The organism is Lentzea sp. NPDC006480 (assembly GCF_040611995.1).
Classification (GTDB): Bacteria; Actinomycetota; Actinomycetes; order Mycobacteriales; family Pseudonocardiaceae; genus Lentzea.
The window spans coordinates 2,501-5,286 of the sequence record NZ_JBEXPJ010000293.1 but is presented as its reverse complement, the minus strand read 5'-3'; the positions used below and the strand labels follow the sequence as shown (position 1 = coordinate 5,286).

The 2,786-nt window shown below is 56.4% G+C and carries 2 rRNA genes (1 of these 2 cut by a window edge); both read right to left on the bottom strand.

Annotated elements, in window-relative coordinates:
• Positions 1–2: 2 nt before the first annotated feature.
• Positions 3–119 (bottom strand): 5S ribosomal RNA (gene rrf, locus ABZX92_RS44955).
• An 89-nt stretch (positions 120–208) separates the two neighbouring features.
• Positions 209–2,786 (bottom strand): 23S ribosomal RNA (locus ABZX92_RS44950) (it continues 506 nt past the right edge of the window).

Genomic DNA, 2,786 nt, shown 5'->3' with positions numbered 1-2,786 from the left:
AAGTTCGGCGGCGACCTACTCTCCCACACCGTAACCAGTGCAGTACCATCGGCGCAGAAGGGCTTAACTACCGGGTTCGGAATGGGACCGGGTGTTTCCCCAACGCTATAACCACCGAAACACTATGAAATTACAACCAGCAACCCCGCGGGGTCGCGATCGGTCCTGGTTGTTCTTCCAGAACCGCACAGTGGATGCGTAGCATTTTTGTAACAAGTCCTCGGCCTATTAGTACCAGTCAGCTCCAACCGTTACCGGTCTTCCACCTCTGGCCTATCAACCCAGTGGTCTAGCTGGGGGCCTTAACTCACGAAGAGTGGGATACCTCATCTTGGAACGAGCTTCCCGCTTAGATGCCTTCAGCGGTTATCCCTTCCGAACGTAGCCAACCAGCAATGCTCTTGGCAGAACAACTGGCACACCAGCGGTCCGTCCGTCCCGGTCCTCTCGTACTAGGGACAGCCTTCCTCAAGTATCCTACGCGCGCGGCGGATAGGGACCGAACTGTCTCACGACGTTCTAAACCCAGCTCGCGTACCGCTTTAATGGGCGAACAGCCCAACCCTTGGGACCTACTCCAGCCCCAGGATGCGACGAGCCGACATCGAGGTGCCAAACCATGCCGTCGATATGGACTCTTGGGCAAGATCAGCCTGTTATCCCCGGGGTACCTTTTATCCGTTGAGCGACCACGCTTCCACAAGCCATGGCCGGATCACTAGTTCCGACTTTCGTCCCTGCTCGACCCGTCAGTCTCACAGTCAAGCTCCCTTGTGCACTTGCACTCAACACCTGATTGCCAACCAGGCTGAGGGAACCTTTGAGCGCCTCCGTTACTCTTTGGGAGGCAACCGCCCCAGTTAAACTACCCACCAGGCACTGTCCCTGATCCGGATCACGGACCGAGGTTAGACATCCAATACGACCAGAGTGGTATTTCAACGACGACTCCACACTGACTGGCGTCAGCGCTTCACAGTCTCCCACCTATCCTACACAAGCCGAATCGAACACCAATACCAAGCTATAGTAAAGGTCCCGGGGTCTTTCCGTCCTGCCGCGCGTAACGAGCATCTTTACTCGTAATGCAATTTCGCCGGGCCTGCGGTTGAGACAGTCGAGAAGTCGTTACGCCATTCGTGCAGGTCGGAACTTACCCGACAAGGAATTTCGCTACCTTAGGATGGTTATAGTTACCACCGCCGTTTACTGGCGCTTAAGTTCTCAGCTTCGCCCCGAAGGACTAACCGGTCCCCTTAACGTTCCAGCACCGGGCAGGCGTCAGTCCATATACATCGTCTTGCGACTTCGCATGGACCTGTGTTTTTAGTAAACAGTCGCTTCTCGCTGGTCTCTGCGGCCGTCTCGCCCTAGCCCGTAAAGAGCTTCAAGCGCTACGGCCCCCCTTCTCCCGAAGTTACGGGGGCATTTTGCCGAGTTCCTTAACCACAGTTCGCCCGATCGCCTCGGTATTCTCTACCTGACCACCTGTGTCGGTTTGGGGTACGGGCCGCGTGAAAGCTCGCTAGAGGCTTTTCTCGGCAGCATGGGATCACTCTACTTCGCCTCAATCGGCTACGCATCACGTCTCAGGATATGTGCCTGGCGGATTTGCCTACCAGACTCCCTACACGCTTGCACCAGTACTACCACTCACTGGCGGAGCTACCCTCCTGCGTCACCCCATCGCTTGACTACTACAAGTTCAGGTCCCGCGCTCCACTTGCTCCTAGATCCCGAAGGATTTTCGGAGGGCTTCGGGCGGTTAGTATCACAAGGTTCATCATGGGCGCGTTCACACGGGTACGGGAATATCAACCCGTTGTCCATCGACTACGCCTGTCGGCCTCGCCTTAGGTCCCGACTTACCCTGGGCGGATTAGCCTGGCCCAGGAACCCTTGGTCATCCGGCGGACGAGTTTCTCACTCGTCTTTCGCTACTCATGCCTGCATTCTCACTCGCATAGCGTCCACGGCTGGATTCCTCCGCCGCTTCAACCGCTACACGACGCTCCCCTACCCATCCCGAGATTAACTCGAAATGACACAGCTTCGGTGGTGTGCTTAAGCCCCGCTACATTGTCGGCGCAGGACCACTTGACCAGTGAGCTATTACGCACTCTTTAAAGGGTGGCTGCTTCTAAGCCAACCTCCTGGCTGTCTGTGCGACCCCACATCCTTTCCCACTTAGCACACACTTAGGGACCTTAGCTGGCGTTCTGGGCTGTTTCCCTCTCGACTACGAAGCTTATCCCCCGCAGTCTCACTGCCGCACTCTCACACCACGGTATTCGGAGTTTGGTTGATTTCGGTAAGCTTGTAGGCCCCCTAGACCATCCAGTGCTCTACCCCCGCGGTGAAACATACGACGCTGCACCTAAATGCATTTCGGGGAGAACCAGCTATCACGGTGTTTGATTGGCCTTTCACCCCTAACCACAGCTCATCCCCCAGGTTTTCAACCCTGGTGGGTTCGGGCCTCCACGCGGTCTTACCCGCGCTTCACCCTGGCCATGGCTAGATCACACCGCTTCGGGTCTAGACCACGCGACTCAAGCGCCCTATTCAGACTCGCTTTCGCTACGGCTACCCCACACGGGTTAACCTCGCCACGTAGCACTAACTCGCAGGCTCATTCTTCAAAAGGCACGCCGTCACCCCTAAAGGCTCCGACGGATTGTAGGCACACGGTTTCAGGTACTATTTCACTCCCCTCCCGGGGTACTTTTCATCTTTCCCTCACGGTACTAGTCCGCTATCGGTCACCAGGGAGTATTTAGGCTTAG